The sequence below is a fragment of the Paracidovorax wautersii genome (assembly GCF_900113035.1).
GTDB lineage: Bacteria > Pseudomonadota > Gammaproteobacteria > Burkholderiales > Burkholderiaceae_C > Paracidovorax > Paracidovorax wautersii.
Map to the genome: position 1 here is coordinate 281,470 of NZ_FONX01000005.1, position 18,799 is coordinate 300,268.

Annotated in this window: 20 protein-coding genes and 1 riboswitch; of the genes, 12 read left to right on the forward strand and 8 right to left on the reverse strand. The window is 69.7% G+C overall.

Features of this window, described 5'->3' with window-relative positions; genetic code table 11:
- Positions 1–248 precede the first annotated feature (248 nt).
- Positions 249–782 (reverse strand): hypothetical protein, encoded by a 534-nt coding sequence (locus BM070_RS10150; protein WP_092939467.1) that lies wholly within the window; start codon positions 780–782, stop codon positions 249–251.
- A 218-nt stretch (positions 783–1,000) separates the two neighbouring features.
- Positions 1,001–1,891 carry a LysR family transcriptional regulator gene (locus BM070_RS10155; RefSeq protein WP_092939468.1) on the reverse strand — a complete coding sequence of 297 codons (891 nt, stop codon included), beginning with the start codon at positions 1,889–1,891 and terminating at the stop codon, positions 1,001–1,003.
- A 162-nt stretch (positions 1,892–2,053) separates the two neighbouring features.
- Here BM070_RS10155 and BM070_RS10160 point away from each other — a divergent pair, with 162 nt between their 5' ends.
- The 8 genes from BM070_RS10160 (at position 2,054) to BM070_RS10195 (ending at position 9,534) form a co-directional block, all read left to right on the forward strand.
- Positions 2,054–3,577, forward strand: a complete 1,524-nt coding sequence (locus tag BM070_RS10160) for a CoA-acylating methylmalonate-semialdehyde dehydrogenase (protein ID WP_092939469.1) — start codon at positions 2,054–2,056, stop codon at positions 3,575–3,577.
- A 180-nt stretch (positions 3,578–3,757) separates the two neighbouring features.
- The gene (locus tag BM070_RS10165; RefSeq protein ID WP_092939470.1) at positions 3,758–4,183 is read left to right on the forward strand and encodes a lysozyme inhibitor LprI family protein; all 426 of its coding nucleotides are present in this window, start codon (positions 3,758–3,760) and stop codon (positions 4,181–4,183) included.
- A gap of 52 nt (positions 4,184–4,235) precedes the next feature.
- Positions 4,236–5,402: an acyl-CoA dehydrogenase family protein gene (locus BM070_RS10170; RefSeq protein WP_092939471.1), complete on the forward strand. Its 1,167-nt coding sequence runs from the start codon at positions 4,236–4,238 to the stop codon at positions 5,400–5,402.
- A gap of 73 nt (positions 5,403–5,475) precedes the next feature.
- Positions 5,476–5,934, forward strand: coding sequence for a TfoX/Sxy family protein (locus BM070_RS10175; protein ID WP_092939472.1), 459 nt, complete (start codon positions 5,476–5,478; stop codon positions 5,932–5,934).
- 114 nt (positions 5,935–6,048) lie between these two features.
- A complete protein-coding gene (mmsB, locus tag BM070_RS10180; protein ID WP_092939473.1) occupies positions 6,049–6,957 on the forward strand; it encodes a 3-hydroxyisobutyrate dehydrogenase in 909 nt (302 codons plus the stop codon).
- Between the two features lie 196 nt (positions 6,958–7,153).
- Positions 7,154–7,804 carry a chromate transporter gene (locus tag BM070_RS10185; RefSeq protein ID WP_092939474.1) on the forward strand — a complete coding sequence of 217 codons (651 nt, stop codon included), beginning with the start codon at positions 7,154–7,156 and terminating at the stop codon, positions 7,802–7,804.
- Positions 7,801–8,397: a chromate transporter gene (locus BM070_RS10190; RefSeq protein ID WP_092939475.1), complete on the forward strand. Its 597-nt coding sequence runs from the start codon at positions 7,801–7,803 to the stop codon at positions 8,395–8,397. Before BM070_RS10185 ends, BM070_RS10190 begins: the two co-directional genes overlap by 4 nt.
- 129 nt (positions 8,398–8,526) lie before the next feature.
- Positions 8,527–9,534, forward strand: coding sequence for an aldo/keto reductase (locus BM070_RS10195; protein ID WP_092939476.1), 1,008 nt, complete (start codon positions 8,527–8,529; stop codon positions 9,532–9,534).
- Positions 9,535–9,555: 21 nt separating this feature from the next.
- On the opposite strand, the gene ribB is transcribed toward BM070_RS10195, so the two are convergent.
- From ribB to BM070_RS10210, 3 genes are all read right to left on the reverse strand, one after another.
- Positions 9,556–10,263, reverse strand: a complete 708-nt coding sequence (ribB, locus tag BM070_RS10200; protein WP_092939477.1) for a 3,4-dihydroxy-2-butanone-4-phosphate synthase — start codon at positions 10,261–10,263, stop codon at positions 9,556–9,558.
- A 145-nt stretch (positions 10,264–10,408) separates the two neighbouring features.
- Positions 10,409–10,609, reverse strand: a riboswitch (FMN riboswitch).
- Positions 10,610–10,658: 49 nt separating this feature from the next.
- Positions 10,659–11,408: a 23S rRNA (guanosine(2251)-2'-O)-methyltransferase RlmB gene (rlmB, locus tag BM070_RS10205; RefSeq protein WP_092939478.1), complete on the reverse strand. Its 750-nt coding sequence runs from the start codon at positions 11,406–11,408 to the stop codon at positions 10,659–10,661.
- 115 nt (positions 11,409–11,523) lie between these two features.
- A complete protein-coding gene (locus BM070_RS10210; protein WP_092939479.1) occupies positions 11,524–12,237 on the reverse strand; it encodes an ABC transporter ATP-binding protein in 714 nt (237 codons plus the stop codon).
- Between the two features lie 18 nt (positions 12,238–12,255).
- Here BM070_RS10210 and BM070_RS10215 point away from each other — a divergent pair, with 18 nt between their 5' ends.
- The gene (locus BM070_RS10215) at positions 12,256–12,933 is read left to right on the forward strand and encodes an arylesterase (protein WP_092939480.1); all 678 of its coding nucleotides are present in this window, start codon (positions 12,256–12,258) and stop codon (positions 12,931–12,933) included.
- 157 nt (positions 12,934–13,090) lie between these two features.
- Here the strand turns inward: BM070_RS10215 and BM070_RS10220 are convergent, their stop codons facing one another.
- From BM070_RS10220 to BM070_RS10230, 3 genes are all read right to left on the reverse strand, one after another.
- Positions 13,091–13,285 carry a hypothetical protein gene (locus tag BM070_RS10220; protein ID WP_092939481.1) on the reverse strand — a complete coding sequence of 65 codons (195 nt, stop codon included), beginning with the start codon at positions 13,283–13,285 and terminating at the stop codon, positions 13,091–13,093.
- Positions 13,286–13,356: 71 nt separating this feature from the next.
- Entirely contained in the window at positions 13,357–14,619 is a 1,263-nt protein-coding gene (locus tag BM070_RS10225) for a PLP-dependent transferase (protein WP_092939482.1), read from the reverse strand.
- A gap of 63 nt (positions 14,620–14,682) precedes the next feature.
- Positions 14,683–15,150 (reverse strand): BON domain-containing protein, encoded by a 468-nt coding sequence (locus tag BM070_RS10230; protein WP_092939483.1) that lies wholly within the window; start codon positions 15,148–15,150, stop codon positions 14,683–14,685.
- A gap of 156 nt (positions 15,151–15,306) precedes the next feature.
- Between BM070_RS10230 and BM070_RS10235 the strand changes: the two genes are divergently transcribed.
- The 3 genes from BM070_RS10235 to BM070_RS10245 all read left to right on the forward strand — a co-directional run bounded on the left by BM070_RS10235 (position 15,307) and on the right by BM070_RS10245 (position 18,698).
- Positions 15,307–16,992, forward strand: coding sequence for a SulP family inorganic anion transporter (locus BM070_RS10235; RefSeq protein ID WP_092939484.1), 1,686 nt, complete (start codon positions 15,307–15,309; stop codon positions 16,990–16,992).
- A gap of 145 nt (positions 16,993–17,137) precedes the next feature.
- A complete protein-coding gene (locus tag BM070_RS10240; protein ID WP_092939485.1) occupies positions 17,138–17,839 on the forward strand; it encodes a GGDEF domain-containing protein in 702 nt (233 codons plus the stop codon).
- Between the two features lie 10 nt (positions 17,840–17,849).
- A complete protein-coding gene (locus BM070_RS10245; protein ID WP_092939486.1) occupies positions 17,850–18,698 on the forward strand; it encodes a MinD/ParA family protein in 849 nt (282 codons plus the stop codon).
- Positions 18,699–18,799: the final 101 nt, after the last annotated feature.

Below are 18,799 nucleotides of genomic sequence, written 5' to 3' on the forward strand. Positions count from 1 at the left end.
AAGGGAACTCCGCAGAAGCTGAGACAAGACGCTGCAGCGCGTGAGGGGCATCTACCCCGCAGCGCGCCGAGCACAGAAAAGAAACGATCAAAAGGCAACGGCCTCGAAAGGCGCGAAGGCGTGGATCATAGGGGCTTGGCCGGTCGATCCTTCACAATTTCCGGCTTGCGCATTCACATGGCGCCGGAGTGCGCACGACACGCATCGCCGGGCCCGCAGGCCCTGCCCTCGCGCATCGGCAAGCACGCTCAGGGGTTGGCGATCTGCCGGAACTTCGGGTTGCGGACCACATCGCCCACCAGCTTCTGCACGGCCGGGCCGAATGCCTGGGCGACTTCCTGGCACGCCTTGTCGGCCACGAAGCTGCCAGAGAAGCCGAAAATCGACTGGGTGGTGAAGCTCTCGCCACGCGAATTGCTCAGCACCAGCGTGAACGACCAGTTGCCATCCGATATGCCGGAGCTGAAATCGATCTTCTCGAGCTTGCCGGTCAGCACGAGGGGCGAGCTGGGGTTGTAGGCACCCGCGAGCTTGAGCTCATCGATGAATGCGTTCTCGATATAGGTCTCGAAACTCGGCGACACGGTGACAGGGCCTGCAGCGCGGCAGGTGATCGATGCCTTGCCAGGCTCGCTCGACTGGAACTTGCCGACCGACACCGCACCGAGCTTCTGCGACTTGAGCGACTCCACGTTGCTGACCGCCGCGCCATACGGCGACACGTTGTACGCACAGCCCGACAAAGCGGCCAAGGCGACAACGGAAAAGATGAGTTTCTTCATAGCTCCCCCACATAAGGACTTATTGGTGATTGATTTGTCATGCCGTCGCGTCGAAAGGGCCTGCAGCAGAAGGAAATGGCTTCCTTTTGCCGCTCGCCGCAAATTTCGCGCCGCGGAATTCTAAGGGCGTGCAGTCGCTCAGCACTGAGTTGTGAAGGCTCCGATAGCGAGCCAACCCGCTTCGCCATCCGGTCGCCCAATGCGGCCTTCGGCGTCTTTCAGACCGGATTCAATAGCTCCATGTGGCCATGCCCGGCTTCCTTCAGGAACTGCCACACCGCCTGCATCCGCGCCTGGTGCTTGGACTCCCCCGGCATGCTCATCCAGAACGTGCGCGTGAAGCGCGCTTCCTCCGGCAGCACCCGCGCCAGCACCGGGTCCCGGTCCGCCATGAAGGCCGGCAGCACGGCCAGGCCGGCGCCGGCGCGCACGGCCTCGTACTGCGCGGTGATGCTGGTGCTGCGCAGGGCGAAGCGCTCGGGCGGGTGCAGGGCGTCGAGGAACTGCAGCTCCTTGGTGAACAGCAGGTCGTCCACATAGCTCACGAAGGCGTGGTGGCGCAGGTCGTCGCGCGTGCGGATCAGCGGGCGGCGGGCCAGGTATTCGCGCTGGCCGTAGAGGCGCAGCGTGTAGTCGGCCAGCCGGGTGACGATGACCGAGCCCCGCGTGGGCCGTTCCAGCGAGATGACGATGTCGGCCTCGCGCCGGCTCAGGTGCAGCATGCGCGGCAGGGCCAGCAGGTCGATGGTCAGGCCCGGGTGCTTCTGCGTGAGACGGGCCAGCTGCGGCGCCAGGATCAGCGTGCCGAAGCCCTCCGTGGCGCCCACCCGGACCACGCCCGTGGGGCCGCCGCCCGCAGCGGGCACGGCGCGCTCCACGCCCAGCACGGCGGTTTCCATGGCCTCGGCCGCCGGCAGCAGCTGGCGGCCGGCTTCGGTCAGGCGGTGTCCGCCGGCCTCGCGGGCGAAGAGCGCTGCGCCCAGCTGCTTTTCCAGCGCCTGGATGCGGCGCGACACCGTGGTGTGCTCCACGCCCGTGCGGCGCGCCGCGGCGGCCAGGGTGCCGCTGCGGGCGAGTTCGAGGAAGTAGCGCAGGTTGTCCCAGTCCATGCCGTGTCGTCTCCCGGGTGGTTTCGTTTGCAAGCCGTGCAATTTTGCAAAGCCATGGTGCGCGATTTTCCATTGTCCAAGCAATTTCGCACGGATAGGATGGCCCGCATGCCGGCGCTGCACGCAGCCGGCGCAACGAGAACCACCAGGAGACACCGACCCATGAACGCACCCCAGTCCACCGCCCTGCTGGCGCCCACCGTCAAGCTGCTGATCGGCGGCCAGTTCGTCGAATCCAGGACCACGCAGTGGCGCAATGTGGTCAACCCCGCCACGCAGGAGGTGCTGGCGCGCGTGCCCTTCGCCACGCCGGATGAGATCGACGCGGCCGTGGCCTCCGCCCAGGAGGCGTTCAAGACCTGGAAGAAGACGCCCATCGGCGCCCGGGCACGCATCTTTCTCAAGCTGCAGCAGCTGATCCGCGAGAACATGGGCGAGCTGGCCGCGCTGCTGACAGCCGAACAGGGCAAGACCCTGCCCGATGCCGAGGGCGACGTGTTCCGCGGCCTGGAGGTGGTGGAGCACGCCAGCGCCATCGGCAACCTGCAGCTGGGCGAGCTGGCCAACAACGTGGCCGGCGGGGTCGATACCTATACGCTGATGCAGCCGCTGGGCGTGTGCGCAGGCATCACGCCGTTCAACTTCCCGGCCATGATCCCGCTCTGGATGTTCCCCATGGCCATCGCCACGGGCAACACCTTCGTGCTCAAGCCCAGCGAGCAGGACCCGATGGTCACCATGCGCCTGTGCGAGCTGGCGCTCGAAGCCGGCATTCCGCCCGGCGTGCTGAACGTGGTGCATGGCGGCGAGGATGCCGTGAACGCGCTCTGCGACCACCCCCTGATCAAGGCCATCAGCTTCGTGGGCTCCACCAAGGTCGGCACGCACGTGTACAACCGCGCCAGCCTGAACGGCAAGCGCGTGCAGTGCATGATGGGCGCGAAGAACCACGCCATCGTGCTGCCCGACGCGAACAAGGAGCAGACGCTCAACGCCCTGGCGGGCGCCGCCTTCGGCGCGGCCGGCCAGCGCTGCATGGCGCTGTCGGTGGTGGTGCTGGTGGGCGAGGCCCGGCAGTGGATTCCCGATCTGGTCGCCAAGGCGAAGACGCTCAAGGTCAGCGCCGGCACCGAGAAAGGCACGGACGTGGGCCCCCTCGTTTCCTGCGCCGCCCGCGAGCGCGTGGAGGGCCTGATCGAACGCGGCATCGCCGACGGCGCCACGCTGGAGCTGGACGGCCGCAAGCCCCAGGTGGCGGGCTTCGAGAAGGGCAACTTCGTCGGCCCGACCGTGTTCAGCGGCGTGAAGCCCGGCATGAGCATCTACGACCAGGAGATCTTCGGCCCGGTGCTGTGCCTGGCGGTTGCGAAAGACATCGACGAAGCGATCGCCTTCATCAACGACAACCCGAACGGCAACGGCACGGCCATCTTCACGCAGTCGGGCGCGGCGGCGCGCAAGTTCCAGGAAGAGATCGACGTGGGCCAGGTGGGCATCAACGTGCCGATCCCCGTGCCCGTGCCGCTCTTTTCGTTCTCGGGCTCGCGCGCTTCCAAGCTAGGCGACCTGGGCCCCTACGGCAAGCAGGTGGTGCTGTTCTATACGCAGACCAAGACGGTGACGGCGCGGTGGTTCGACGACAGCACGATCGGCCAGGGTGTGAACACCACGATCAGCTTGAAGTGACATCCTGGATGGAGTGACATCCTGGATGAAGTGACATCCCCCTGAGGCGCTGCGCGCCTTCCCCCTTCTCTCGCGCTGGCGCGCGGGAAGGGGGACGCAGCCAGCGCGGCGGGGCGGCCCTTGCGCGGCTGCCGCTGGCCTGGGCCGCGCCGGTATCTGGCGCAGTGGTACAAGCGAAGGATGGAAATTTTCAAGATATGGCGACGACCGGCCGGGATATTCGGAGTCGCAGGCGCCCTCGCGCTGTGGATGTGCAGTGCCGGCGCTCACGCCCAGGCCGGCGCCGCCTGCCAGCCCGGCGGCACGGTGGCCGAGACCAACGCCTGCGCGGTGCAGGCCTGGCAGCAGGCGGACACGGCCATCGCGATCCTGTATGGCGACGTGATGCGGGCGCTGGCGGCGCACGAGCGGCCGCAGCTGCGGCAGGAGCAGTCGGCCTGGCAGCGCGAGCGCGTCACGCGGTGCAAGCAGGCTACGCGGGGCTCGGAAGCCCAGCCCGAGGGGCCGCGCCTCTACCACGAGTGCCTCACGGCGGAGACCGTGGCGCGGCGCCAGGGACTGATGCGCTGGCTGACGCTGGAGCACCCCGCGGCCCGGCCGCAGTGAGCCCGGACCGGATGAGCAGACAGAACAACGACGAGCCAGAGAGACAAGCACCATGGATTTCGAGCTGACCGAAGAGCAACGCGCCTTTGCCGACACCGCCCGCGAATTCGCCCGGGCCGAACTCGCGCCGCATGCCGCGCACTGGGACGAGGAAGGCATCTTCCCGCGCGAGGCCATCGCCAAAGCCGGCGCGCTGGGCTTTTGCGGCCTCTACGCGCCCGAGAACGCAGGCGGCCTCGCCCTGCCCCGTCTCGACGCCACGCTGGTGTTCGAGGAAATGGCGGCGGTCGATCCATCGACTACCGCCTTCATCACCATCCACAACATGGCGACCTGGATGCTGGGCACCTGGGCCACGCCCGCGGTGCGCGAGCACTGGGGCCCGCTGCTCGCCACGGGAGAGAAGCTCGCCAGCTACTGCCTGACGGAGCCCGGCGCGGGCTCGGACGCGGCCTCGCTCAAGACACGGGCCGAGCGGGTGGGCAATGAATACGTCGTCAACGGCGCCAAGGCCTTCATCAGCGGCGCGGGCGCCACCGACCTGCTGGTGCTCATGGCCCGCACCGGCGCGCCCGATTCCGGCGCCAGCGGCATCAGCGCCTTCGCCGTGCCGGCCGACACGCCCGGCATCCACTACGGCAAGAAAGAACAGAAGATGGGCTGGAACAGCCAGCCCACGCGTACCATCAGCTTCGACAACGTGCGCATCCCGGCCGACCACCTGCTGGGCGCCGAGGGCGAAGGCTTCAAGATCGCCATGAAGGGCCTGGACGGCGGGCGCATCAACATCGCCACCTGCTCGGTGGGCGCGGCCCAGGGAGCGCTGGGGCATGCCCAGCAGTACATGCAGGACCGCAAGCAGTTCGGCAAGGCGCTGGCGAGCTTCCAGGTGCTGCAGTTCAAGCTGGCCGACATGGCGACCGAGCTGGTCGCCGCGCGGCAGATGGTGCGGCTGGCGGCCGCCAAGCTGGACGCCGGCGCGCGCGACGCCTCCACCTACTGCGCCATGGCCAAGCGCTTCGCCACCGACGCGGGCTTCAACGTGGTGAACGAGGCGCTGCAGCTGCACGGCGGCTACGGCTACATCCGCGAATACCCGCTGGAGCGGCTGCTGCGCGATGCGCGGGTGCACCAGATCCTGGAAGGCACGAACGAGATCATGCGGGTCATCATCGCGCGGCGCATGCTCGACGGCGACGCGCCGGAGGCCATCCGCTAGGCAATTGCTATTTTTTGAATAGCTGCACACCCTTGCCGCACCAGTGCCAGCAGCCCAAAACATCCCAACTTCCATGCCTGCCCGCCCCCTCGCCGACGAAACCCTGCACCTCATCGACGCCGTGCGCAACGCGCTGGCGGCCCAGGCCCTGCCCGGCGGCGGCGAGGCAGAGGAACGCCGCATGTTCGGCGGCTGGAGCTTCCTGGTGGACGGCAAGCTCTGCCTGGGCGTGAAAGGCACCGACCTGCTGGTGCGCCTGCCGCCCGAGCGGCATGCCGAATTCCAGGAAAAGCAGGGCACGCGCGAACTTTCCCCCGGCGGCGGCATGCAGGGCTACTTCTGGGTGGAGCCCAGCGGCTACGCGACCCGGGCGCAGTGGCGCTTCTGGCTGGACGAGGCCCTGGCCTTCAACCCGCGCGCCAAGGCATCGCCCCGGCGCCGCAAGCCCGCAGCGGCGCCCGAGGCCGCGGCCAGCGCGGCACCGGCCCGCCCCGGCAAGCGCCACAGCATCTTCGAGGCGGACGACGACTGAACATCCGGCGGCTGAAAAAATCCAGGCCATTTCGGGCGCCAGCGCCCGTATCGCCGGGGGCAGCAGCTATCAATACAAGAGCAAATCCATCCACACACCAAAGGAGACGACACCATGAAAATCGCATTCATCGGCCTGGGCAACATGGGCGGCCCCATGGCGCTGAACCTGCACAAGGCGGGCCACGACGTGGGCGCGTTCGACCTGTCCAAGCCCGCCTGCGACAAGCTCGCGGCCGACGGCGTGCGCATCAGCACCGACGCCGGGGACTGCGTGGCCAACGTGGACGTGGTCATCAGCATGCTGCCCGCCAGCGCCCACGTGGAGGCGCTCTACCTGGGCCAGGGCGGCCAGCCAGGCCTGCTGCCCCAGCTCCCGGCCGGCACGCTGGTGATCGACTGCTCGACGATCGCCGCCGCCACCTCGCGCAAGGTGGCCGATGCGGCCCGTGCCCAGGGCGTGGCCTTCATCGACGCGCCGGTCTCGGGCGGCACGGGCGGCGCCATCGCCGGCACGCTCACCTTCATGGTCGGCGGCGATGCGGCCGACCTGGAACGCGCCCGCCCGGTGCTGGAAAAGATGGGCGCCAACATCTTCCATGCCGGCGCCGTGGGCGCGGGCCAGACGGCCAAGATCTGCAACAACATGCTGCTGGGCATCCTGATGGCCGGCACCAGCGAAGCCATCGCCCTGGGCGTGGCCAACGGGCTGGATGCCAAGGTGCTGAGCGAGATCATGCGCCGCAGCTCCGGCGGCAACTGGGCGCTGGAAAAGTACAACCCCTGGCCCGGCGTGATGGAAGCCGCCCCCGCCAGCCGGCAATACGCGGGCGGCTTCGGTACCGACCTGATGCTCAAGGACCTGGGCCTGGCGCAAGAGAACGCCATGGCCGTCAAGGCCGCCACGCCGCTGGGCGGGCTGGCGCGCAACCTCTATGCATCGCACAGCCTGGCCGGGCATGGCGCGCTGGATTTCTCCAGCATCGTCTTCGCCGTGCAGAAGCCGAAGAAGACGGCGGGCTGATCGCCGCCCTCAGCCTCGCATCGCCTCGCCAGAGCCGATACCTGCGATCGTGCAAGGCGATGGCCGGCTTCGGCCCGGAGGGCCGGCCCGGGCCGGGCGGTGGGCGTACCATGGCCGGCGCCCGTGGCGGCAGCCACGGTGCCATGCGCCCTCCGGCCATGCCGTCCCGCCGCTCGAATCGCCCCGCCAGTCGCCCATGCCCTCCTCTTCCACGCCGCCTCCACCCTCCGCGCTGCAGGATGCCGCTGCAGCCGCCCCCACCAACCCTCCGCCAGCCGCCGAAGCGCGCCCCGTGCCCCGCTCGCTCGGCGAGCTTTTCTGGTCCTTCACCTGGCTGGCGCTGCAGGGCTTCGGCGGCGTGCTGGCCGTGGTGCAGCGCGAGGTGGTCGAGAAAAAGCGCTGGATGACGAATGAGGAATTCGTCGAGGACTGGGCCGTGGCCCAGATCCTGCCCGGGCCCAACGTGGTCAACCTCTCGATCATGATCGGGGACCGGCATTTCGGCCTGCGCGGCGCGCTGGTGGCCATCGCCGGCATGCTCACGCTGCCCCTGCTAGTGGTGCTGGCGCTGGCCATGGCCTACGCCAGCTTTTCCTCGCTGCCCGCCGTGGCCGGCGCGCTGCGCGGCATGGGCGCGGTGGCGGCGGGCCTGGTGGCCGGCGTGGGCTGCAAGCTGGCCGCGCCGCTGGTGCGCCACCCGCTCGGGCCCTGGGTGTGCGGCGCCATCGCGCTGGCGGCCTTCGCCGCCATGGCCCTGCTGCACGTGCCGCTGGCCTGGACGCTTCTCGTCATCGGCGGCGCGGCCTGCGTGCTGACCTGGCGCCGGCTGGGGGCGCCCCGCCCATGACGCCGCTCACGCTCCACCTGCAGCCGGCCGACTGGCTGCACCTCTTCGTCTATTACCTCTCGCTCTCGCTGCTGGCCGTGGGCGGGGCGATCTCCACCGCGCCCGACATGCACCGCCACCTCGTCGGCCAGCAAGGGTGGATCACCGATCCGCAGTTCAGTGCCTCCATCGCCATCGCCCAGGCCGCGCCCGGGCCGAACGTGCTCTTCATCGCCCTGCTGGGCTGGAACGTGGGCCTGAACGCGGGCGGCCCCGGCGCCGCGGGTTGGGCCTGGGGCACCCTGGGCGTGCTGCTGTGCATGGCCGGCATCATGCTGCCCAGCAGCCTGCTGACCTGGGCCGCCACCCGCTGGGCGCACCGCAACCGCGAACGGTGGGCCGTGCGCGCCTTCAAGCAGGGCATGGCGCCGCTGGTGGTCGGCCTGATGCTGGCCACCGCCTGGGTGCTGGCCAGCGCCCACGGCAGCCTGGAGCACGACTGGCGCCTCTGGTGCCTCACGGGCGTCTCCATGCTGCTGGTCTGGCGCACGCGGCTGCACCTCTTGTGGCTGCTGGGCGCGGGTGCCGTGCTGGGGGCGCTGGGCTGGGTCTGACCGAACCCGGCGCCCGATACCGCAGCGCAGCATGGGGCCATGGGCACAGGGGCAAGAATGGCCCCATCCCGTTCGCCGGGGCCGGCTGGCCCCGCCCTTCATCACCGCTTTGACGCAGGAGACATACCGATGACGACGACGACAGCGACGACCTCGCCCACCCCCGACTCCACCACCCCCGCACGCCGCGCCCTCGGCCGCTCCGGCCTGCAGGTCTCGCCGCTGTGCTTCGGCGGCAACGTGTTCGGCTGGACGGTGGACGAGGCCACCTCGTTCTCGCTGCTCGACGCCTGGGTGGACGCCGGCTTCAACTTCATCGACACGGCCGACGTGTATTCGCGCTGGGCGCCCGGCCACCAGGGCGGCGAATCGGAGACCGTGATCGGCAAATGGCTCAAGGCCCGCGGCCAGCGCGACCGCATCGTGCTGGCCACCAAGGTCGGCAAGGACATGGGCAATGGCAAGGTCGGCCTCAAGCCCGCCTACATCCGCCAGGCGGTGGAAGACTCCCTGCGCCGCCTGCAGACCGACGTGATCGACCTCTACCAGTCGCACGACGACGACCTCGACACCCCGCTCGAAGAAACGCTGGGCGCCTATGCCGAGCTGATCCAGGCCGGCAAGGTGCGCGCCATCGGCGCCTCCAACCATTCGGCGCCCCGCCTGGCCCAGGCCCTGCAGACCAGCGAACGCCTGGGCCTGCCGCGCTACGAGAGCCTGCAGCCGCTCTACAACCTCTACGACCGCGCGGTGTTCGAAGACGCGCTGCGCCCGCTGTGCCTGGAGCATGGCGTGGGCGTGATCAACTTCTACGCCCTGGCGGCCGGCTTTCTGACCGGCAAGTACCGCACCGAGGCGGACGCGGCCAAGAGCGCCCGCGGCCCCAAGACCGTGGGCCTGTATCTCAACGAACGCGGCCTGCGCATCCTGGCCGAGCTGGACGAGGTGGCCGAGCGCTACGAGGCCACGCCGGGCCAGGTGGCCATCGCCTGGCAGCTGGCCCAGCCCGGCATCACCGCGCCCATCGCCAGCGCCACCTCGCTGGAACAGCTGGCTGGCCTGGTGAAGGCCACCCAGCTGCAGCTGGATGCTGACGCGCTGGAGGCACTCAGCCAGGCCAGCGCCGAAACCGCCTGAGCGGCGGCGTCCGGCATCAGATCAGGCCTCGGCGCATTCCGCGGCCAGCGCCTGCGCTGCCGGTTGCGCCAGGGCCTGGCGGTAGGCCACGAGCGCCTGCACCGTCGTGCACAGCAGGCCATGGCGCGCGGCGAATTCGGCCACCTGCGCGCCGCGGGCCATGCTGCCGTCGGGGTTCATCAGCTCGCACAGCACGCCGGCCGGCGGTAGGCCCGCCAGCACGGCCAGGTCCACGGCCGATTCGGTATGGCCCTGGCGCTCCAGCACGCCGCCGGGGCGCGCCACCAGCGGGAACATATGGCCCGGGCTCACCACCTCGGGCGCCTCGCCCTGTTCGGGAATGCGCAGGGCGCAGCGCACCGTCTGCAGCCGGTCGGCCGCCGACACGCCCGTGGACACGCCGTGCGCCGCCTCGATGGATTGCGTGAACGCGGTGGAGAAGGCCGAGCGGTTGACCTCCACCATAGGTTTGAGGCCCAGGGCCCGCGCGTGCTCGGGCACAAGGCACAGGCAGACGATGCCGCTGCCCTCGCGGATCATGAGCGCCATGGTGGCCTCGCTCATGTTGGCGGCGGCGCAGACCAGATCGGCCTCGTTCTCGCGGTCGGCATCGTCGAGCACCAGCACCGGCTGGCCGGCAGCGATGGCCGCGATGATCTCCGGCAAAGGCGCCAGCGGCACGCCGGCATCGCAGGCCGGGGCGGAAGGAAGAGACACGGGGGAAGACATAGAACGCTCCTCAAACAAGATTGAAAGAAACGCTCCAAGGCTGTGCATGCAAGAAGCATCCGCACGCAGCCGGCCCGGCGAAGGGCTGCGGACGCGCGCGGACACACGGCGGCGCCGGGCCCGCCTTGCCAGCAGGCCCCGCATCGCACATCTTCTTTCATCCGGACTGTGACCGTCGGCTCCAGACTGGAAGCGGCAGGCGCCGCCTCGCACTGGATCTGCTGACCCCCGGCAGGATGGAAAACCCCGCCGGGGCGCTCGCGGGCTCGCAGCGCGGCCCGGAACGCATGAACCGGGTACGCCGCCTACCGCCGGTGGGGAATTCCACCCCGCCCTGAAGACCCGCCGATTATCGCGCGGCCCCGGTCATGCCTGCGGGGCACGGCGGCCCTCACTCAGCCGCCGCGCTGGCGCAGCGCCTCGTAGAGGCACACGCCGCTGGCCACCGACACGTTCAGGCTCTCCACCCCGCCCTTCATGGGGATGGACACCAGCTCGTCGCAGGTCTTGCGGGTGAGCTGGCGCATGCCGTCGCCCTCGGCGCCCAGCACCAGGGCCACGGGGCCCTTCAGGTCCACCTGGTAAATGCTCTTGGTGGCATCGCCGCTGGTGCCGATGCACCAGATGTTGCGTTCCTTCAACTCGCCCAGCGTGCGCGCCAGGTTGGTCACCATGAAGTACGGCACCGTGTCGGCCGCGCCGCTCGCCACCTTTGCCACGGTGGCGTTCAGGCCCACGGCATGGTCCTTGGGGGCGATGACGGCATGCGCGCCCGCGCCGTCGGCCACGCGCAGGCAGGCGCCCAGGTTGTGGGGGTCGGTCACGCCGTCGAGCACCAGCAGCAGGGGCTGCTCAATGCCGGCGGCTTCCAGGTCTTCCAGCAGCTCGTCGAGCGAAGTCGCCTGCTTGAGCGCCTCCACCCGCGCCGCCACGCCCTGGTGGCCGTGGCTGCCGGCCAGCTTGGCGATGCGCTCGCTGTCGGCCTCGATCAGCCGCGCGCCGGACTCGCGGGCACGGTCGAGGAACTGGCGCATGCGGGCATCGCGGCGCGTGGCCTCGTAGTAGATCTCGATGATGGATTGGGGCGCGGTCTTCAGGCGCACGCCGACGGCGTGGAAGCCGAAGAGGACTTTGGGGCTGGACATGGGGCGATTATCCCCGGCGCCCGCGCCTCGGCCGGAAAACTATCAAATCCATAGCGCCACGCGCAGGATTCGCGGGCGCTGCCCGCGCGAAAGGGCTCAGAACGTGTTCACGTTCTCAGCCTTCGGAGAGCCGCCCGGCGTCGATGGTGATGCGCCGCTCGCACTGCGCCGCGATCGCCCGGTCGTGCGTGACCAGCACCAGCGTCGTGCCCAGCTCGCGGTTGAGGTCGAACATCAGCCGCATGATGGTCTCGCCGGTGGCGAAGTCCAGGCTGCCGGTGGGCTCGTCGGCCAGCAACACGGCCGGCTGCACCACGAAGGCCCGCGCCAGCGCCACGCGCTGCTGCTCGCCGCCCGAGAGCACGCGCGGGTAGTGCGAGAGGCGCTGGCCCAGGCCCACGCGGGCCAGCATCTCGGCGGCCAGCGCGCGGGCGTCGCGGCGCTCGGCCAGCTCCAGTGGCAGCATCACGTTCTCCAGCGCCGTCAGATTGGCCATCAGCTGGAAGCTCTGGAACACGAAGCCCAGCTTGCGGGCCCGCAGCGCGGCGCGGGCGTCTTCGTCGATGGCGAAGAGGTCCTGCCCGTCGAGCCGCACGGTGCCGCTGGTGGGCGTATCCAGGCCCGCGATGATCGACAGCAGCGTGCTCTTGCCCGAGCCCGAGGCCCCCACGATGGCGACCGTTTCCCTCTGCGCCAGGCGGAAATCGATATCCCGCAGAATGTCGAGCGTGCCCGTCGAATCCGTTACCGACTTGACCACATGCTCCACCGCGATGATGGGCGTGCCGGGCGGGGACGAGGGAGCGGGCGATGGCGATGGTTCGGACATGAAAGGGCTTTGGCTGTGATGCAAGTGGAACGTCGGCGTGACTTTATCGCGGCAGCGGCACTGGCCGTCGCCGCAGGGCTTTGTGCCGGCCCCGCGCTGGCCCAGGCGCCAGCGGCGGCGGCCCCTGCCGCGGCCGGCCCGGTGATCCTGGTGGTGGGCGATTCGCTCAGCGCCGAATACGGCCTGGCTCGCGGAACGGGCTGGGTGGCGCTGCTGGACAAGAAGCTGGCGGCCGAGAAGATCGCCGCGCGCGTGGTGAACGCCAGCGTGAGCGGCGACACCACTTCGGGCGGCCGTTCGCGCCTGCCGGCGCTGCTGGCGCAGCACAAGCCGGCCGTGGTGGTGATCGAGCTGGGCGGCAACGACGCGCTGCGCGGCCTGCCGCTGAAGAACACCGAAGACAATCTGGCGTGGATGGCGCGGGAATCGACCAAGGCGGGCGCCCGGGTGCTGCTGGTGGGCATGCAGGTGCCGCCCAACTACGGCGGCGACTATGCGCGCAAGTTCGGCGCGGTGTTTCCTGCGGTGGCCAAGGCCGAGAAGACCGGGCTGGTGCCGTTCCTGCTGAGCGGCGTGGCCGATGCGCCGGACCCGACCAGGCTGTTCCAGGCCGACCGGATCCATCCGCGTGCGGAGGCCCATCCGATCATGCTGGCCAATGTGTGGCCGGAACTGAAGAAGCTGCTGCCGCGCTGAGCCGCGCGCAGGGCTGAAGAAGAACGAAAAGAACCGTCAAGAAGGGAAGAACGCGCACGCCGAGGCGGCGCGCCTGCGCCCGGCTGGAACCGGGCCGCAGGCCGGGCACCGCCCGCCAGGCCCGCAGCGCGGCGCCTGAGGCGGAACCCGACGGGTATCAGCCGCCCACGGGCGTGCCGGTGCCGTCCTGCGCGGGGTTGTTCACCGCGCCGCCGTCAGCGCCGTCGCCCGACCCGCCATGGGGGTGGTCATCGGTCTTGCGCTGGGACTTGGCCTGGAGTTTTTCCTCTTTCTTCTTTTTCTTGGCCAGCTCGCGCTGGCGTTTTTCGTATCCGTAGTTGGGTGTAGCCAAGGGGGCTCCTCTTTCTCATGAAGTGATCTAGTTGACGGACCAATGTACCAGCTTGGCCCGCCCCGGCCGTCTCAAGACCCGCCGAAGGCGCCGCGCAGCGCCTGTTCGAGGTCGGCGCGCAGATCTTCCACATCCTCCAGCCCGATGGAAAAACGCACCACGGTGCCGGGCTTCAGGTGGCCGGCCGGGCGGTCGCGCATGCCGGGCAGGTCGTAGGGCACCACCAGGCTCATCGGGCCGCCCCAGCTGTAGCCCAGCTTGAAATAGCGCAGCCCGTCGCAGAAGGCATCCACCGCGGCCTGGGAGTGGCGCTCGTCGATCACCACGCTGAAGAGCCCCGCCGCTGCGCCCTCGCCGCCCTGGGCCGCGCCGCAGAGCGCACGCCACTGGGCATGGCCGGGAGAGCCTTCCAGGGCCGGGTGCAGCACCTGGGCCACTGCCGGCTGCCCCGCCATCCAGCGGGCCAGCTCGCGCGCGGCCACGTCGTGCGCGCGGTAGCGGATCGCCATGCTGGGCAGGGAGCGCAGCACGGATTCCACATCGTTCGCGCCCACGCCCAGGCCCAGGCGCATGTGCGCGAGCTTGATGCGCAGGTGCAGGCCCTGGTCGCGGGTGGTGATGCTGCCCATGAGCACGTCGCCGCCGCCGCTGGGGTACTTGGTGAGGGCATGCACGGAGACATCCACGCCCAGCGTGCCGTCGCCCAGCAGATCGAAGGGAGCGAAGGCCAGGCCCGCCCCCCAGGTGTTGTCCAGCGCGCAGATCACGCCATGCGCACGGCAGATGCGGACCTGCTCGGCCAGATCGGGGAATTCCATGCTGACCGAGCCCGGCGCTTCCAGCCAGACCAGCCGGGTGGCGGGCGTGATGCGGGCGGCCAGATCGGCCGGGTCGAGCGGGTCGTAGATGACGTGGCGGATGCCGTAGTGCCGCAGCTCGGCCTCGGCCAGCGCCTTGCTGGGGCCGTAGGCGTTGTCGGGAATCAGCACCTCGTCGCCCGTGCGCAGCAGGGCCAGCGCGACGTTGGCGATGGCCGCCAGGCCGCTCGGCACCAGCAGGCACTGGGCCGCGCCTTCGAGCGTGGCGAGGCGCTCTTCGAGCAGATAGGTGGTGGGCGTGCCGTGCAGGCCGTAGGTGTAGCTGGTCTTGTCCTTCCACTCGCGGGCACGCATGGCGGCCACGTTGGGAAAGATGACGGTGGAAGCCTTGTGGACCGGCGGCTGCGGCGCGGCGAAGCCGGCCGGGGCCTCATAGGAATGGTGGACGAGACGGGTCGTCAGGTGGCGCGGCTCGGCGTCCGCCGGGCCTGGGGTGTCGGGCAGGGAAGCAGTCATGGGCCGATGGTAGCGCCGTGGCGCTATCGGCCCATGATCCGTGCCGCCACAGGGCGGCCCTGGTCAGGTGGCGCTGACGGTGAGCTTGTTGACCACCGAGTTCACGCCCTGCACGCCGCGGGCGATGGTTTCGGCACGCTCGCTGGCAGAGGCGCTCTTGACGGGGCCGGTGAGAGTCACGATGCCGTTGCGGGTGTCCACGTCGATCTTGATGGCGCTGAGTTCCGAGTCCTTGGCGAGGCCTGCCGACACCTTGGCGGTGATGCCGGCGTCGTCCATCACCGCGGCGGCATCGGCTGCGGCGCTGCGCGTGGCGGCCGTGGCATCGCGGGTCGCGTCTTCGAGCTTGACCTTGGCATCGGCTGCGGCCTGCTCCGTCTTGGCGACGGCGGCGTCGAGCTTCTGGCCCGCGGTCTGCTCGCCGCTGTTGCGGTCGCAGGCTGCCAGACCGAGGCTGAGCGCAACGGCGCCGGCCAGGCCCAGCAGGCGCCAGGCGGAACGTTGGGAGAGAGTATGGGATGGGTGCGTCATGGCAGTCTCCTTGGAACAACTGAGAGGGATGTGCCGGACTGTAGGCCCGCCCCCGCAGGCCCATGGTGGGCGCCTGCCGAAGCTGCCGTAGGACAAAGTTGCCAGTTGCCGAACGAATCCACGCTGCGGCTGGCGCCCAGACACGACAATCGCCGGATGACCTCTTCGCGCATGCTGGCCCTGTCGCGCTGGCTCCCCTTCCTGGCCTGGCCCCGGCCCGACCGCGCCCTGCTGGCGGGCGACTTCTGGGCCGGGATGACGGTCGGCCTCATGCTGGTGCCGCAGGGCGTGGCCTACGCGGCGCTCGCCGGCATGCCCCTGGTGACGGGCATCTACGCCTCGCTGGTGCCGGCGCTGATCGCGGTGCTCTGGAGTTCATCGACCCGCCTGGGCGTGGGCCCCACCGCGCTCACCAGCCTGCTGATCGGCGCATCGCTCACCGGCATGGCCGAGCCCGGCAGCGCGCACTGGGTGGCGCTCGCCGCATGGATGGCCATGCTGTCGGGGCTGGTGCAGGTCACGCTCGGGGCCGCGCGCTTCGGCTGGCTGCTGAACCTGGTCACCTCACCGGTGCTCAACGGCTTCACCCAGGCGGCGGCCCTGCTGATCCTGGCGTCGCAGCTGCCGGCGCTGCTGGGCCTGCGCACCAGCTGGCACGCGCTCTGGGTGAGCCCGTCCATCCACCATTTCGACCCCATCGCGCTGGCGTTCGGCCTGGGCAGCCTCGTGCTGCTGGTGCTGGCGCGCCGGTGGCGGTCCAGCTTTCCGGCCGCCATCGTGGTGGTGGCCGCAGCGGCTGCGCTGAGCTGGGCGCTGGGCTATGCCGACGCGCACGGCGCCGTGGTCGGCCACCTGCCGGCCGGCCTGCCCTCCCCCTACTGGCCCGAATGGCTGTCGTGGGACGAATTCGGCGATCTGCTGCTGCCCGTGCTGGTGGTCACGCTGGTGAGCTTCCTGGAGACCGCCTCCAGCGCCAAGGTGGAGCACAGCCAGGCCGGCACGCGCTGGAACGAGAACCAGGACCTCGTCGCCCACGGCATGGCCAAGATCAGCTCGGGCCTGTGCGGCAGCTTCGCCACCAGCGCCTCGTTCTCGCGCTCGGCCATCAACCTCTATGCCGGCGCCAAGAGCGGCTGGGCGACGCTCTTCGCGCTGTTGCTGGTGCTGTCCGTGCTGCTCTGGCTCACGCCCGCGCTCTACCACGTGCCGCAGTCGGTGCTGGCCGCGGTGGTGGTGACCGCCGTGACCAGCCTCATCAAGCCGGCCAGCATGTGGAAGCTGGCGCGCGTCTCGCGGGTGGAGGCGGCCATCGGCGGCGTCACCTTCGCGCTGACCCTGGCCACCGCGCCGCGCATGTACTGGGGCGTGCTCGCCGGCATCTTCATGAGCCTGGCGCACTTCCTCTTCCAGCGCCTGCATCCGCGCATCATCGAAGTCGGCATCCACCCGGACGGCAGCCTGCGCGACCGCCACCTCTGGCAGCTGCCGCCCATCGCCCCGCGACTGCTCGCGCTGCGCATGGACGCGGAGCTGGACTTCGCCTCCGCCGCCGCGCTGGAGCGCCGCGTGGCCGAGCACCTGGCCGCCCACCCCGACGTGCAGCACGTCTGCCTCTTCGCGCTGCCGATCAACCGCGTGGACGTGACGGGCACCGAGACCTTCGCCCGCCTGCTGGCGCTGGTGCGCGGCCGGGGCGGCCAGCTGCACGTGAGCGGTCTGAAGCTGCCCGCCGAGCAGGTGCTGCGCCGCGCCGGGCTGCTGGAACCCAGCCCGCTGCTGGCGATGTACCGCACCGACGCCGAGGCCCTCTCAGCCCTGCAACAGGGCAGGGGTACGGCATGAAAGAAACTATTGATAACAATGCGCGGTTACACTCGCTTATAAGTCTCACCGTCACCCCTGCTGCCGCCATTTCGTGACCGAAACCGTGCCTCATAACACCGTCCATTTGAACGAGCTGCGACTTTCGACAGCACATGCGCTCGTGATGCAATCGATGGGCTCCGAGGCAACGCTGCACTCGGACACTCCCGCCCTCTACCTGCAAAGCCTGATCGACGGCCTGTGCGAGCTATCGCTGAAAGACCCCCTCACCGGGCTGGCCAACCGTCGGCATTTCCGGACCGTGCTGGAACGCGAGATCGACCGCGTCACGCGCTCAGGTGAATCCGCGCTGCTGCTGATGCTGGACATCGACAACTTCAAGCGCGTGAACGACACCTACGGCCACATGGCGGGCGATCTGGTGCTGCAGTCGGTGGCGCGCACGCTGGACGCCTGCGTGCGCCCCATGGACACGCTGGCGCGCTACGGCGGCGAGGAATTCGCCGTCGTGCTGCCGGCCTGCCATGCCGGCTTCGGCACGGCGGTGGCCGAACGCATCCGGCAGGCGGTCGAGAGCACGCCCATTGCCATCTCCCCCACCGTGGAGCTACAGATCACGATCAGCATCGGCGGCGCTTTCGCGCTGCAATGGATCCGCAGCACGACGCTGCTGTGGACCGAGCGGGCCGACGCCCAGCTCTACAAGGCCAAGATGGGCGGGCGCAATCGAGTCAGCATCGAAGATCAACCCGACAGCACCGTGACCGCAGAAGAAAAGAGCCTGTTGTTCGGGCCCCTATACACTCCTGCAGGCTGGGGCGACGTGCCCCCGCCCCTGGATCCCTCCACAGGCAGCGCCTATTGAAAGCACAGAGATGACCGACGCGCTGTCCCCCCAAACCGCCGCCTCTGCTGGCATTTCACCCTACGCCGCGGGCAAGTCGCCTGCCGGCGCCCGCATCATCGCCATCACCAGTGGCAAAGGTGGCGTGGGCAAGACCTTCGTTTCCGCCAATCTGGCGGCCGCCCTCACCCGCCGCGGCCACCGCGTGCTGGTGCTCGACGCCGACCTGGGCCTCGCCAACCTCGACGTGGTGCTGAACCTGCACCCCAAGATCACGCTGCACGACGTGTTCACCGGCAAGGCCCAGCTGGAAGACGCCGTGATCGATGCGCCCGGCGGCTTCTCGGCCGTGCTGGCCGGCTCCGGCATGGTCGAATATTCGCGCCTCACGCCCGAAGTGCGCAACCAGTTCATGCAGGTGCTGCAGACGCTGGCCCCGCGCTACGACGTGGTGCTGCTGGACACCGGCGCGGGCATCTCCGACGTGGTGCTGTTCTCGATCTCGCTCGCCTCCGAAGTGCTGATCGTCGCCACGCCGGAACCGACCTCGCTCACCGACGCCTACGCCGCGATCAAGGTCATGGCCACGCAGCAAAAGCGCCAGCACGTGCGCATGGTGGTCAACCAGGCCGCCCGCCCGGGCGATGGCCGTGCCATCACCAGCCAGCTGCAGCAGGTGCTGGACCGCTTCGTCAGCACCGAATCGGGCCGCCCCATGCGGCTGCTGCACATGGGCGACATTCCCGCCGATCCGTCGGTGCGCAATGCCGTCATGCGCCGCCAGCTGCTGCTGCTGCAGATGCCGGGCTGCCCGGCGGCGCTGGCGATCGCCCAGCTCGCCAACAAGATCGAATCGACGCTGCTGGCGCCTGCGCCCTGACGCAGCAAACCGGCTCGGCCGCACATCCAGCGGCCGATGCCGGCCGTGCCGCCGCGTGCTTGCGGCACACTTCACCCATCATCTGCCCGGGCTCCGGGGAT